The organism is Pseudomonas sp. XK-1, from assembly GCF_038069885.1.
Lineage (GTDB): Bacteria > Pseudomonadota > Gammaproteobacteria > Pseudomonadales > Pseudomonadaceae > Aquipseudomonas.
Genome location: NZ_JBBPES010000001.1, coordinates 314,866 through 327,118, shown reverse-complemented (window position 1 = coordinate 327,118; position 12,253 = coordinate 314,866). Strand labels below are relative to the sequence as shown.

At 62.5% G+C, this 12,253-nt stretch carries 12 protein-coding genes; 7 read left to right on the top strand and 5 right to left on the bottom strand.

Annotation, left to right across the window (positions count from 1 at the left end):
* Nucleotides 1-110 precede the first annotated feature (110 nt).
* Nucleotides 111-1,565 (bottom strand): tRNA uracil 4-sulfurtransferase ThiI, encoded by a 1,455-nt coding sequence (thiI, locus tag WMW70_RS01435; protein ID WP_341435741.1) that lies wholly within the window; start codon nt 1,563-1,565, stop codon nt 111-113.
* 329 nt (nt 1,566-1,894) lie between these two features.
* Here thiI and glnA point away from each other — a divergent pair, with 329 nt between their 5' ends.
* The 5 genes from glnA to ntrC all read left to right on the top strand — a co-directional run bounded on the left by glnA (nt 1,895) and on the right by ntrC (nt 7,444).
* Nucleotides 1,895-3,301, top strand: a complete 1,407-nt coding sequence (gene glnA, locus WMW70_RS01430) for a glutamate--ammonia ligase (protein ID WP_341435740.1) — start codon at nt 1,895-1,897, stop codon at nt 3,299-3,301.
* Between the two features lie 187 nt (nt 3,302-3,488).
* Nucleotides 3,489-4,052, top strand: coding sequence for a DUF4124 domain-containing protein (locus tag WMW70_RS01425; protein ID WP_341435739.1), 564 nt, complete (start codon nt 3,489-3,491; stop codon nt 4,050-4,052).
* Between the two features lie 2 nt (nt 4,053-4,054).
* On the top strand, nt 4,055-4,675 hold the full coding sequence (locus WMW70_RS01420) for a DUF4124 domain-containing protein (RefSeq protein ID WP_341435738.1): 621 nt from the start codon (nt 4,055-4,057) through the stop codon (nt 4,673-4,675).
* A 256-nt stretch (nt 4,676-4,931) separates the two neighbouring features.
* On the top strand, nt 4,932-6,017 hold the full coding sequence (gene glnL, locus WMW70_RS01415) for a nitrogen regulation protein NR(II) (RefSeq protein ID WP_445942087.1): 1,086 nt from the start codon (nt 4,932-4,934) through the stop codon (nt 6,015-6,017).
* Nucleotides 6,014-7,444 (top strand): nitrogen regulation protein NR(I), encoded by a 1,431-nt coding sequence (gene ntrC, locus WMW70_RS01410; RefSeq protein ID WP_341435737.1) that lies wholly within the window; start codon nt 6,014-6,016, stop codon nt 7,442-7,444. Before glnL ends, ntrC begins: the two co-directional genes overlap by 4 nt.
* A gap of 564 nt (nt 7,445-8,008) precedes the next feature.
* Here ntrC and WMW70_RS01405 read toward each other — a convergent pair.
* Nucleotides 8,009-8,440: a hypothetical protein gene (locus WMW70_RS01405; protein ID WP_341435736.1), complete on the bottom strand. Its 432-nt coding sequence runs from the start codon at nt 8,438-8,440 to the stop codon at nt 8,009-8,011.
* On the opposite strand from WMW70_RS01405, the gene trmL reads away from it, so the two are divergent.
* The gene (trmL, locus tag WMW70_RS01400; protein ID WP_341435735.1) at nt 8,439-8,900 is read left to right on the top strand and encodes a tRNA (uridine(34)/cytosine(34)/5-carboxymethylaminomethyluridine(34)-2'-O)-methyltransferase TrmL; all 462 of its coding nucleotides are present in this window, start codon (nt 8,439-8,441) and stop codon (nt 8,898-8,900) included. The two genes, WMW70_RS01405 and trmL, sit on opposite strands and share 2 nt — an antisense overlap.
* A 345-nt stretch (nt 8,901-9,245) precedes the next feature.
* On the opposite strand, the gene secB is transcribed toward trmL, so the two are convergent.
* Genes secB through WMW70_RS01385 form a run of 3 tightly spaced genes read right to left on the bottom strand, consistent with a single transcriptional unit; the run spans nt 9,246 to nt 10,442 of the window.
* The gene (gene secB / locus WMW70_RS01395; protein WP_325505565.1) at nt 9,246-9,737 is read right to left on the bottom strand and encodes a protein-export chaperone SecB; all 492 of its coding nucleotides are present in this window, start codon (nt 9,735-9,737) and stop codon (nt 9,246-9,248) included.
* A 35-nt stretch (nt 9,738-9,772) separates the two neighbouring features.
* Complete coding sequence (gene grxC / locus WMW70_RS01390) at nt 9,773-10,027, bottom strand: glutaredoxin 3 (protein ID WP_341435734.1); 255 nt, start codon at nt 10,025-10,027, stop codon at nt 9,773-9,775.
* A gap of 1 nt (nt 10,028) precedes the next feature.
* Nucleotides 10,029-10,442 (bottom strand): rhodanese-like domain-containing protein, encoded by a 414-nt coding sequence (locus WMW70_RS01385; RefSeq protein WP_341435733.1) that lies wholly within the window; start codon nt 10,440-10,442, stop codon nt 10,029-10,031.
* A 147-nt stretch (nt 10,443-10,589) separates the two neighbouring features.
* Here WMW70_RS01385 and gpmI point away from each other — a divergent pair, with 147 nt between their 5' ends.
* Nucleotides 10,590-12,125: a 2,3-bisphosphoglycerate-independent phosphoglycerate mutase gene (gene gpmI / locus WMW70_RS01380; protein WP_341435732.1), complete on the top strand. Its 1,536-nt coding sequence runs from the start codon at nt 10,590-10,592 to the stop codon at nt 12,123-12,125.
* Nucleotides 12,126-12,253: the final 128 nt, after the last annotated feature.

The following is a 12,253-nucleotide window of genomic DNA, read 5'->3' as shown; positions in this document are numbered from 1 at the left end:
TATTAACTAATTGCGATTTCTGCCAGGCGGCGTACGAGCGCTATGGCTGTTACGCCGCCTGTGGGTCGGGAGGGCGATGGCGGATGCTGCCGCCATTCAACCCGGGCGTCTTATGCCGGACGATAAACGCGCACATTGGCATGCCCCTCGCTGAGCAGATGGTGGGCATGCAAACGGCTCATCACGCCTTTATCGCAATACAGCAGGTATTGGCGATTGGCATCCAGCTCTTTGAAGCGGCTGTTCAGGGCATAGAACGGCAGCGTTTGCACTTCGATACCGGGCAGCTCGAGAGGCTGCTCTTCGGCGTTATCCGGGTGACGGATGTCGATGATGACATGACTGGCCAGGGCTTCGCTGACTTCCTCGACTTTGACGTCCTTGCCCAGCTCGTCGATCACCTTGTCGATCGGCAGCAGGGTCGCGCGCTCCAGGGCGCGCTCGAGGATCGCCATATCGAACTGGCGCTCCTCGTGTTCGATGCGGTCCTTCTTCGCCCGGGTGGTCGGGTTCACCGAGATCACGCCACAGTACTCGGGCATATGCTTGGCGAACTCGGCGGTGCCGATCTGGTTGGCGGTGTTGATGATGTCCTGCTTGTGGCTGGCGATCAGCGGGCGCAGCACCAGCATGTCAGTGGCCGAGTCGATCACCGAGAGATTGGGCAGGGTCTGGCTCGACACCTGGGAAATCGCCTCACCGGTGACCAGGGCATTGATCTGCAGCTTCTCGGCCATGCGCGTGGAGGCGCGCAGCATCATGCGCTTGAGGATCACGCCCATCTGGCTGTTGTCGACCTTGCCGAGGATCTCGCCCAGCACTTCCTCGAACGGCACGCTGATAAACAGCACGCGCTGGGAGCTGCCGAACTTCTGCCAGAGGTAATGCGCCACTTCCATCACGCCCAACTCGTGGGCACGGCCGCCGAGGTTGAAGAAGCAGAAGTGGGTAACCAGGCCGCGACGCATCATCTGATAGGCCGCCACGGTGGAATCGAAACCGCCGCTCATCAGCACCAGGGTCTGCTCCAGCGAGCCCAGCGGATAACCACCCAGGCCTTCGTGCTGGTTATGAATGACGAACAGGCGCTGATCGCGGATTTCCATGCGCACTTCGACTTGCGGCTGCTTCAGGTCGATCCCGGCCGCGCCACACTGCTGGCGCAACTGGCTGCCAACATAGCGCTCGATATCCATGGAGCTGAAGGCATGCTTGCCAGCGCGCTTGCAGCGTACGGCGAAGATCTTGCCCGGCAGCTGCTCGGCGAAATGCAGCTTGCATTTTTCCAGCACGTCGTCGAAATCGCCCAGGGGGTATTCATCGACCTGGAGGAAATGGGTGATGCCCGGCGTGCAGCGCAAACGCTCGATCATCGCCTGCAGGGTCTTCGGCTCACTGACCTGGGTTTCGACTTCCAGGTTGTCCCACACACCACTGACCAGCACCTGCGGATCGAGCTCACGCAAAACCGAACGAATATTCTTCGCCAGCTGCCGGATAAAGTGCTTACGCACCGGCCGACTTTTAATGGTGATTTCCGGGAAGACTTTAACGATCAATTTCATGAAAACAGTGAGTGCCGAGGCCGCGAAAAAACAGGGGCGCGGATTATAGCGGAAATTGCTCAAGCTTTGATCAAAAACATGCAGCACTTAACATGGCGCACCATTTAAGCGCATAGAGCAAATACATTGACCCATAACGGTGCAAATATTTTCCTTCTACACAGTTACAGCCCCCGCCAACCCTGAGTTTCAGGGCATGCACCCATTCCTGTGCACTGGCATGCAATTTGCTCCCTTGTGAGGCAGGTTGCCCTGGAGGACTATGCCGCCGGGCTGCACCGTACTATTGAGGGCTCACCATTCCGAGCCTTGGCCATCTGGAGGACAGCATGTCGAAGTCGATTCAACTGATTAAAGAACACGACGTGAAGTGGGTTGACCTGCGCTTCACTGACACCAAGGGCAAACAGCACCACGTGACCATGCCGGCACGCGACGCCCTGGACGACGAATTTTTCGAGCACGGCAAAATGTTCGACGGCTCCTCCATTCATGGCTGGAAAGGCATCGAAGCCTCCGACATGATCCTGATGCCGGTTGACGACACCGCCGTTCTCGACCCGTTCACCGAAGAGCCGACCCTGATCCTGGTCTGCGACATCGTTGAGCCGAGCACCATGCAGGGCTACGACCGCGACCCGCGCTCGATCGCCAAGCGCGCTGAAGAGTTCCTGAAAAGCACCGGCATCGGCGACACCGTATTCGTCGGCCCGGAGCCTGAGTTCTTCATCTTCGACGAAGTGAAGTTCAAGTCCGACATCTCCGGCTCGATGTTCAAGATCTACTCCGAGCAGGGTTCCTGGATGACCGACCAGGACGTCGAAGGCGGCAACAAGGGCCATCGCCCAGCCGTCAAAGGCGGTTACTTCCCGGTTCCGCCGTGCGACCACGACCACGAAATCCGTACTGCCATGTGTAATGCCATGGAAGAAATGGGCCTGGTCATCGAAGTTCACCACCACGAAGTGGCGACTGCCGGCCAGAACGAAATCGGCGTGAAGTTCAACACCCTGGTTGCCAAGGCTGACGAAGTTCAGACCCTGAAGTACTGCGTACACAACGTGGCCGATGCCTACGGCAAGACCGCGACCTTTATGCCCAAGCCACTGTACGGCGACAACGGCTCGGGTATGCACGTACACATGTCCATCAGCAAAGATGGCAAGAACACCTTCTCCGGCGAAGGCTATGCCGGCCTGTCCGACACCGCTCTGTACTTCATCGGCGGTATCATCAAGCACGGTAAGGCCCTGAACGGCTTCACCAACCCGTCGACCAACTCCTACAAGCGTCTGGTCCCAGGTTTCGAAGCACCAGTAATGCTGGCCTACTCGGCGCGTAACCGTTCGGCTTCGATCCGTATCCCGTACGTTTCCAGCCCGAAAGCCCGCCGTATCGAAGCGCGCTTCCCGGATCCGGCTGCCAACCCCTACCTGGCCTTCGCAGCTCTGCTGATGGCTGGCCTGGACGGCATCCAGAACAAGATCCACCCTGGCGACGCAGCCGACAAGAACCTGTACGACCTGCCGCCGGAAGAAGGCAAGCTGATCCCGCAGGTATGCGGCAGCCTGAAAGAAGCCCTGGAAGAGCTGGACAAGGGCCGTGCGTTCCTGACCAAGGGCGGCGTGTTCTCCGACGACTTTATCGATGCCTACATCGAGCTGAAGTCCGAAGAAGAAATCAAAGTACGCACCTTCGTACACCCGCTGGAATACGACCTGTACTACAGCGTCTAATCCCGCACGCAACACAAGAGGCCACCTTCGGGTGGCCTTTTTGCGTTTTACCGTCCCCCATCTGGCGGCCCGGCTCGACCTTTTACCCCAGCCTTTGCTGCACTGGCGCACGCCCGGCCATCAGCACCCTTGCCAGCGCGCGCAGCCGGTGCAAGTCTTAGCACACCCCCATCAGGAGAGTTCGGCCATGCGCCCTCTACTCATCTGCCTGCTCCTCGGCCTGGCCCTGCCGGCCAGCGCGCAGATCTACAAATACACCGACGCCAAGGGCAATACCGTGTTCACCGATCAGCCGCCGGAAGGCCAGGCCGCGGAGAGCGTGCAACTGCCAGAGACCAATAGCGTAAATATGCAGGTGCCCAGCCTGCCGCCGACCGACAACACCGACGACGAGCCCCCGGTAGCGCCCTATAGCCTGCTGCAGGTGACCGGTCTGCCCAGCGACGAAGCCATGCGCGCCAACAACGGCACCTTCAGCGTCAGCATTCAGATCGAGCCACGCCTGGCCGCCGGCCACCGCCTGCGCCTGTTGCTCGACGGTCAGCCCTATGGCCAGGCGAGCAATGTACCGATGCTGCAGCTGACCAATGTCGACCGCGGCGAGCACAGCCTGGCCGTGGAGGTCCTTAGCGGCGAGCAGTCGGTCCAGCAGAGCGAGCCGGTCAACTTCACCGTGCAACGGGTCAACACCAGCAGCCCGGCCCTGCGCCCACCACCACCGCCGTCACCCAAGCCCAAGGCGACCCCCTGACCATGCGCACCCTGCTGCTCTGCTGCCTGCTGTTGCTCGGTCTGCCCGTCGCCGCCCAGGTCTACACCTATATAGATGCCGAGGGTAATCGGGTCTTTACCGACAAGCCCAAGTCGGGCGACGCCCAGCGTATCGAGCTGAACCCGGGCAACTCGATGCCGGCGCTCGCCCCGCCCGTAGCGCCGGATGCCCCCGCCAGCGCGACACAACCGAGCCAGCGCTACCAGGTGCTGCGGATTCTGGTACCACAGCCGGATGCCACCGTGCGCGACAATGCCGGCAACCTGATTGTCAGCGTCAACAGCGAACCGGCGCTGTTTCCCGGGCACAGCTATCGCTTGCTGCTCGATGGCAGCGAAGTGGGCCAGACCGGACGCAGCCCGGTCTTCCCCCTGGAAAATATCGACCGCGGCACTCACCAACTGGCGGTTGAAATCATCGACCAGCAGGGCCGCATCATCGAACGTACCCCCAGCCAGCCCTTCCACATGCTGCGCATTTCCCTGGCACAGAAGCGCATGGTCAATCCGTGCAAGAAAGACGACTACGGCGTACGCCCGGAATGCCCGCTCAAGGACAAACCGCCGGAAAAGAAAGACATCCCACTGATCCCCTTTATCTGAGTCGCGCCTTCGACACACCACTCCGATAGCCCGAACGCCAATCGCGCACCAACACGGTGCAGCAAGGCCAGGCTATTTCTATACTCTCCCTGTTTTGGGTCGCGCATGGCGACCCTACTGCGCCGAAAAGCAGCCATAAGCCGAGGCATCGCACTTAAACACGCTTCTTTTCAGGGCTTTGGTTTGCTTCTTGCATTTTCCCGCAGCATTGGCCGCCGCTTTGCGGCCCGCAGCGAAACGTCGGCAGACCTTACCTATGATCATCAACGACGCATTGCACCGCCTGTTACTCGACAACCTGACCACCGCCACACTGCTGCTTAACGCCGAATTGCGCCTTGAGTACATGAACCCGGCGGCGGAGATGCTCCTGGCCGTCAGTGGCCAGCGCAGCCACGGGCAATTTATCAGCGAACTTTTTACCGAATCGGCGGAGGCCCTCGGTGCCCTGCGCCAGGCCGTCGACCATGCCCACCCGTTCAACAAGCGCGAAGCCGTACTGACTTCGGTCAGCGGCCAGACCCTGACGGTCGACTATGCCGTGACCCCGCTGTTCAACAAGGGCGAGACCCTGCTGCTGCTGGAAGTGCACCCACGCGACCGCCTCCTGCGCATCACCAAGGAAGAGGCGCAACTGTCCAAGCAGGAAACCACCAAACTGCTGGTGCGCGGCCTGGCCCACGAGATCAAGAACCCCCTGGGCGGCATCCGCGGTGCGGCGCAGCTGCTGGCACGTGAACTGCCCGAGGAAAGCCTCAAGGACTACACCAACGTGATCATCGAGGAGGCCGACCGCCTGCGTAATCTGGTCGACCGCATGCTCGGCTCGAACAAGCTGCCGTCCCTGGCGATGACCAACGTGCATGAAGTGCTGGAGCGGGTCGGCAGCCTGGTGGAGGCCGAAAGCCAGGGCAGCATCACCCTGGTGCGTGACTACGACCCGAGCATCCCCGACGTACTGATCGACCGCGAGCAAATGATCCAGGCCGTGCTCAATATCGTGCGCAACGCCATGCAGGCCATAGGCGGGCAGAACGAACTGCGCCTGGGCCGCATCACCCTGCGCACCCGCACCCTGCGCCAGTTCACCATCGGCCATATCCGCCATCGTCTGGTGACCAAGATCGAGATCATCGACAACGGCCCGGGCATCCCGGTCGAGCTGCAGGAAACCATCTTCTATCCCATGGTCAGCGGGCGTGCCGACGGCACCGGCCTGGGCCTGGCGATTACCCAGAACATCATTAGTCAGCACCAAGGTCTGATCGAGTGCGAGAGCCATCCCGGCCATACCGTGTTCTCGATCTTCCTGCCGCTGGAACAAGGAGTAACTCCGTCATGAGTCGCAGTGAAACCGTCTGGATCGTCGATGACGACCGTTCCATCCGCTGGGTACTGGAAAAAGCCCTGCAACAGGAAGGCATGACCACGCAGAGCTTCGACAGCGCCGACGGCGTGCTCAGCCGCCTGGTACGTCAGCAGCCGGACGTGATCATCTCGGATATCCGCATGCCCGGTGCCAGTGGCCTGGAGCTGCTGGCGCGCATCCGCGAACTGCACCCGCGCCTGCCGGTGATCATCATGACCGCCCATTCCGACCTCGACAGCGCGGTCGCCAGCTACCAGGGCGGTGCCTTCGAGTATCTGCCCAAGCCCTTCGATGTCGATGAGGCCGTCTCCCTGGTCAAGCGCGCCAACCAGCACGCCCAGGAACAGCAGGGCCTGGCCGCACCGGTGGAGCTGGCGCGCACGCCGGAGATCATCGGCGAAGCGCCGGCGATGCAGGAGGTGTTCCGCGCCATCGGCCGCCTCAGCCATTCCAATATCACCGTGCTGATCAACGGCGAGTCCGGCACCGGCAAGGAGCTGGTGGCCCACGCCCTGCACCGCCACAGTCCGCGCGCCGCCTCGCCCTTTATCGCCCTGAATATGGCGGCGATCCCCAAGGACCTGATGGAGTCCGAGCTGTTCGGCCATGAGAAAGGGGCCTTTACCGGCGCGGCCAACCTGCGTCGCGGGCGCTTCGAGCAGGCCGACGGCGGCACCCTGTTTCTCGACGAGATCGGCGATATGCCGGCCGACACCCAGACCCGCCTGCTGCGCGTGCTGGCCGACGGCGAGTTCTACCGGGTCGGCGGCCATACCCCGGTCAAGGTCGACGTGCGCATCATCGCCGCCACCCACCAGAACCTGGAAACACTGGTGCAGGCCGGCAAGTTCCGCGAAGACCTGTTCCACCGCCTCAACGTGATCCGCATCCATATCCCGCGCCTGGCCGACCGCCGCGAGGACATCCCCACCCTGGCCCGCCACTTCCTCAGCCGCGCCGCCCTGGAGCTGGCGGTCGAACCGAAACTGCTGAAGAACGAAACCGAAGACTATCTGCAGCAGCTGCCCTGGCCCGGCAACGTGCGCCAGCTGGAGAACACCTGCCGCTGGATCACGGTGATGGCCTCCGGGCGCGAAGTGCATGTCGACGACCTGCCGCCGGAGCTGCTCAGCCAGCCCCAGGACAGCGCACCGATCAGCAACTGGGAACAGGCCCTGCGCCACTGGGCCGACCAGGCCCTGGGCCGCGGCCAGTCGAACCTGCTCGACAGCGCCGTACCGGCATTCGAGCGGATCATGATCGAGACCGCCCTCAAGCACACCGCCGGCCGCCGTCGCGACGCCGCCGTGCTGCTGGGCTGGGGCCGCAACACCCTGACCCGCAAGATCAAGGAACTGGGCATGAATATCGGCGGCGACGACGAAGAAGGCGACGACTAAGCCGCCCCCAGCCGCTGGATAACCCCGCAGTGCATCCAGGCTGGCGCATAGCCCCCTATCTATGCGCCAGCCTGCGGCGGTGCCGCCTCGCAGGCCTGGCCCAACCCAACGCAATGCGTAGACCCTACGCTCGGACGCAAGTCTCGCAGAACGTAGGAGCGGCCCATGGCCGCGAATAGGGCATGCCCGGCAAAGTCATCGCGGGCATGGCCCGCTCCTACAGGTACCTGCAAGCCGAAAGACGCAATTGCCCCCAGTTTGCTGCGCGACAGCGCGGCGTCTGGACGACGGGGCATTTCCTACGAATCCCCTGCCCCCCCCCGAATCGCGCCGCACTTGCCCGAGTTTCATCTCAATGAATTTGCGCCGTGACAATGCACCATCTGCGCACGCTGCACCGCCAAGGTTCACCCGACGACTCACTGAAAGGTCCGAACAAAAGGCTGAAGCCCAGTATTTGCAGGGCCTGCAGGCATCGTAATAAAACTGGCACACAGTCTGCATAGACTCTAGTAATCCCAGTTTCGGGGACCTTGGTACAGGCAGGCCGGGGATTCCCCTCTTTTATTCATGCACCAGGCTGACCGTCAGCCGCCAGCGCCCGTCCACCTCCTCAGCGCGCCATTCGCCGCGCAGCGGACGGGCCGCCACCACACGCAACAGCAGATCCTTCCTTTCCCGCTGCAAACGCCAATTGGCCAGCCGCCCCTGCACCTGCAGCTGGCCTTGCTGTTCCCGGCCAAAACTCTGCAGACGCAGGTTGAACACCCCCGCCGCATGCTCTTCGCGCGGCACAGGTTCGACGTTGAACCACAGCTCGAGTACCCCCTCGCGCACCTCCACCTGCTTGAGCCAGAGCGGCTCGGGCTGAAACAGCCGACCGATCATCAGGCCGAGCAATAGACCGAACAGCGCCAGGGAGGCGATCACGCGCGCCCACGGACGCGGCCGCGGGTCTGTAGAATGCTGCTGGTCTTCACACTCGGAGCCGCGCATGTTTCACGTGATCCTCTTTCAACCGGAAATTCCACCGAATACCGGCAACATTATCAGGCTCTGCGCCAACAGCGGCTGCCACCTGCACCTGATCGAGCCCCTGGGCTTCGAGCTGGATGACAAGCGCCTGCGCCGCGCCGGCCTCGACTACCACGAGTACGCCAGCCTGCAGCGCCACGCCGACCTGCCCAGCTGCCTGGAAAGCCTCGGCCAGCCGCGGCTCTTCGCCTTTACCACCAAGGGCTCGCAGCCCTTCCATCAGGTCAGCTACCAACCCGGCGACGCCTTTCTGTTCGGCCCGGAAAGCCGTGGCCTGCCCCAGGAGATCCGCGACAGCCTGCCGCCCGAACAGCGCCTGCGCCTGCCCATGCGCGAGGGCTGCCGCAGCCTTAACCTGTCCAACACCGTCGCCGTGGCGGTCTATGAGGCCTGGCGTCAGCAGGGTTTTGCCGAGGCGTAGGGTGGGTTAGGCGCAAGGCCACGGATTATCTGCTGCCACATAGATCCGTTGCGCCGTAACCCACCAGTTGAGACAGACTGGCTATCCCTCCAATAAAAATGGGGCAGCAACGCCGCATGCCCGGCGGCCTGCCGTCGGGGCAACCTAGGCCGTGCTCACCTGGGGCAGCCGCAGAGCCCTGGTGCGCACAGCGCACCCTACGGGGCTCAGTAGGGTGCGCCGTGCGCACCAAGCCACCTCCGAACCTTTTCAAGACCGGTTGCCCGTAACACTTGATGCAATACCTGGCGGGTGCACAGCCACAAAAAACGCCCCGAAGGGCGTTTTTATCCAGCGGCGCTTAGCTTAGTGAGCCGTTGCCGCCTCGCCTGCCTGAGCCTGCTGAATACGCTGCAGCTCTTGCGCATAGAGTGCGTCAAAATTCACCGGGGCCAGCATAAGCGCCGGGAAGGAGCCACGTACTACCAGGCTGTCGAGGGTTTCGCGGGCGTAGGGGAAGAGGATATTCGGGCAGAACGCACCCAGGGTGTGGCTCATGGAGGCGGCGTCCAGCCCCTTGATCAGGAAGATGCCGGCCTGCTGCACTTCGGCGATAAAGGCGGTTTCTTCGCCATTCTTCACGGTTACCGAGAGGGTCAGCACCACTTCATGGAAGTCGCCATCGAGGGTCTTCTGCCGAGTATTGAGGTCCATGGCCACGCTCGGCGTCCACTCCTGACGGAAGATCTCCGGGCTCTTCGGTGCTTCGAAGGACAGATCGCGCACGTAGATACGTTGCAGGGAGAACTGTGGGTTCTGTTCGCCCTGAGCGGCGCCGTTGCTAGCTTGTTCAGTCATGGCAAAGCCTTCTTGTTTATCGTTTGGATATTGAATTAAGCCTGCAGCAGCGCGTCGAGCTTGCCGGCGCGCTCCAGGGCATAAAGATCGTCGCAGCCACCCACATGGGTGGTGCCGATCCAGATCTGCGGTACCGAGGTCTGCCGCGCCTTGCGGGTCATCTCGGCACGCACGTCAGGCTGGCCATCGACCTTGATCTCGTCGAAAGCCACCCCCTTTTTCGCCAGCAATTGCTTGGCGCGGATGCAGTAGGGGCACCAGTCGCTGGAATAAATCACTACGGCCGGCATATCACTTCACCAGCGGCAGGTTGTCGCCGCGCCAGCTGGCAATCCCGCCCGACAGCTTGGCCGCCTTGTAACCGGCCTTTTTCAGGTCACGGCTGACCGCGCCGGCATGCTGGCCCATGGCATCGACCACGATCAGGGTCTTGGCCTTGTGCTTCTCCAGCTCGGCAATCCGGCTGGCGACCTTTTCATAGGGAATATGCAGGGCACCGACGATATGCCCGGCGGAGAAATCCTTCTGCCCACGCACGTCGAGTATCAGGCCCTGCTCACTGTTGATCAGCGCGGTCAACTCGCGGCTGCTCAGGCTCTGCCCGCCTTTACGGGCCTCGGTGAAGGCCAGCAGTGCAAGCAGGCTGAGGAACATTGCGCTCAGAACATAGTGGGTCGTGACAAATTCAATCAGGTTGGCAAGCATTGCGCGGTTCCGGGACGGTAAAATGTGGGCCAGTATACACAGCCCCACAGGTCGGCCAAACCCCCGCCCGGCAGTGACGCCCAGAGCGCTTGGCCGTAAAATGCCCGACCTTGTTTTCCGCCCATCGACCCAGAGCGAACCAGTTTTATGAGCGCAACGCCCAAACCCCTGGTACTGATCATCCTCGATGGCTTCGGCCATAGCGACAACCCTGAAGCCAACGCCATCATGGCCGCCAACACGCCCGTCTACGATCATTTGCGCGCCACCCGCCCCCACGGCCTGATCTCCGGCAGCGGCATGGATGTGGGCCTGCCAGACGGGCAGATGGGCAACTCCGAGGTTGGCCACATGAACCTCGGGGCCGGCCGCGTGGTGTATCAGGACTTCACCCGGGTGACCAAAGCCATCCGCGACGGCGAATTTTTCGACAACCCAGTGATCACCGCCGCGGTGGACAAGGCCGTGACCGCCGGCAAGGCCGTGCATATCCTCGGCCTGCTCTCCGATGGCGGCGTGCACAGTCACCAGGACCACCTGGTGGCCATGGCCGAACTGGCCGCCCGGCGCGGCGCGGAGAAGATCTACCTGCACGCATTTCTCGACGGCCGCGACACCCCGCCGCGCAGCGCCCAGAGCGCCATCGAACTGCTCGACGCCGCCTTCACCAAATTGGGCAAGGGCCGCATCGCCAGCCTGATAGGCCGCTACTTCGCAATGGACCGCGACAACCGCTGGGACCGCGTCGAACAGGCCTACCACCTGATCGTCGAGGGCCAGAGCCAGTTCAACGCCAGCACTGCCGTGGAAGGCCTGCAGGCCGCCTACGCCCGTGACGAGAGCGACGAATTCGTCAAGGCCACCAGCATCGGTGCACCAGTGAAAGTCGAAGACGGCGACGCCGTGGTCTTTATGAACTTCCGCGCCGACCGTGCCCGCGAACTGACCCGCTGCTTCGTCGAGCCCGACTTCAAGGAATTCCCCCGCGCGCGGGTGCCGCAACTGGCCGACTTCGTCATGCTCACCCAGTACGCCGCCAGCATCCCCGCTCCCAGCGCCTACAAGCCGGAAGCCCTGACCAACGTGCTGGGTGAATACCTGGCGAACAACGGCAAGACCCAGCTGCGCATCGCCGAGACCGAGAAGTACGCCCACGTCACCTTCTTCTTCTCCGGCGGCCGCGAAGAGCCGTTCGAAGGCGAAGAACGCATCCTGATCCCCTCGCCGAACGTCGCCACCTACGACCTGCAGCCCGAAATGAGCGCCCCCGAAGTCACCGACCGTATCGTCGATGCCATCGAAAACCAGCGTTATGACGTGATAGTGGTCAACTACGCCAACGGCGATATGGTCGGCCATACCGGTGTGTTCAGCGCCGCGGTCAAGGCAGTGGAATGCCTGGACAGCTGCGTCGGCCGTATCGTCGAGGCACTCGACAAGGTCGGTGGCGAGGCGCTGATCACCGCCGACCACGGCAACGTCGAGCAGATGGAAGACGACAGCACCGGCCAGGCCCACACCGCCCACACCTGTGAGCCGGTGCCGTTTATCTATGTCGGCAAGCGCCCCGCGCACATCCGCGAAGGCGGCGTCCTGGCCGACGTGGCTCCGACCCTGCTGACCCTGATGGGCCTGCCGATCCCGCCACAGATGACCGGCACCAGCATTATCGAGCTGGACTGAAGCCACACGCGGCACGGGTCGCCCCCAGCGGGCCGACCCCAGCGGGTCGCCCCGTGCCAGAGCTTGGCGCTCATGACTTGCAGCTTGCGCCTGGTTTTCTATGGCCACGCCATCCATGGCGGCCACCC